General features: G+C 64.7%; 1 protein-coding gene. It reads left to right on the top strand.

Annotated elements, in window-relative coordinates:
* Nucleotides 1–1,532, top strand: a 1,532-nt coding sequence (gene fusA / locus EOA33_RS35300; protein WP_127407692.1) for an elongation factor G, incomplete at both ends; no start/stop codon positions are given.

The following is a 1,532-nucleotide window of genomic DNA, read 5'->3' as shown; positions in this document are numbered from 1 at the left end:
TTCGCTGCGCGTGCTCGACGGCGCCATCGCGCTGCTCGACGCCAATGCCGGTGTCGAGCCGCAGACGGAGACCGTCTGGCGCCAGGCCGACAAGTACCACGTGCCGCGCATGATCTTCTGCAACAAGATGGACAAGATCGGCGCCGACTTCTACCGCTCGGTCGAGATGATCGGCTCGCGCCTCGGCGCGCAGGCCGTCGTCATGCAGCTGCCGATCGGCGCCGAGACCGAGTTCAAGGGCGTCGTCGATCTCGTCGAGATGAACGCGCTGGTCTGGCGCGACGAGACGCTGGGCGCCGCCTGGGACGTCGTCGAGATCCCGGCCGACCTCAAGGCTCGCGCCGAGGAATACCGCGAGAAGATGATCGAAGCCGCCGTCGAGATGGACGAGACCGCGCTCGAGAACTACCTCGAAGGCAAGATGCCGTCGAACGACGAGATCCGCGCGCTGATCCGCAAGGGCACCATCGCGGTCAAGTTCTTCCCGATGTTCTGTGGCTCGGCCTTCAAGAACAAGGGCGTGCAGCCGCTGCTCGACGCCGTCGTCGAATACCTGCCGTCGCCGGCCGACGTTCCCGCCATCAAGGGCGTCGATGCCAAGACCGACGCCGAGATCGAGCGTCACGCGGACGACAACGAGCCGCTGTCGATGCTGGCCTTCAAGATCATGAACGACCCGTTCGTCGGCTCGCTCACCTTCGCCCGCATCTATTCGGGCAAGCTCGCCAAGGGCGTCTCGCTCGACAACACCGTGAAGGGCAAGAAGGAGCGCATCGGCCGCATGCTGCAGATGCATGCGAATTCGCGCGCCGACATCGAAGAGGCTTACGCCGGCGACATCGTCGCTCTGGCCGGCCTCAAGGACACCACCACCGGCGACACGCTCTGCGATCCGCTGCACCCGGTCATCCTCGAGCGCATGGAATTCCCCGATCCGGTCATCCAGATCGCCATCGAGCCGAAGACCAAGAACGACCAGGAGAAGATGGGCCTTGCCCTGCATCGCCTGGCGGCTGAGGATCCGTCCTTCCGCGTCAAGACCGACGAGGAAAGCGGCCAGACCATCATCGCCGGCATGGGCGAGTTGCACCTCGACATCATCGTCGACCGTATGCGTCGCGAGTTCAAGGTCGAAGCCAATATCGGCGCGCCGCAGGTGGCCTATCGCGAGACGATCACCCGCACGCATGAGCAGGACTACACGCACAAGAAGCAGACCGGCGGTACCGGTCAGTTCGCCCGCGTCAAGATCCTGTTCGAGCCGGACCAGGAAGGCGGCGACTTCAAGTTCGAGTCGAAGATCGTCGGCGGCGCGGTGCCGAAGGAATACGTCCCCGGCGTCGAGAAGGGCATCAACAGCGTGCTGTCGTCCGGTCCGTTCGCTGGCTTCCCGATGATCGGCGTCAAGGCGACGCTCATCGACGGTGCCTTCCACGACGTCGACTCCTCGGTGCTCGCCTTCGAAATCGCCGGCCGCGCCTGCTTCCGTGAAGCTGCGCCGAAGCTCGGCGTGCAGTTGCTCGAGCCGATCA

It is taken from the genome of Mesorhizobium sp. M4A.F.Ca.ET.050.02.1.1 (assembly GCF_003997725.1).
GTDB lineage: Bacteria > Pseudomonadota > Alphaproteobacteria > Rhizobiales > Rhizobiaceae > Mesorhizobium.
Note: the sequence above shows the minus strand (reverse complement) of the source record. Positions and strands in the feature narration are given on the sequence as shown.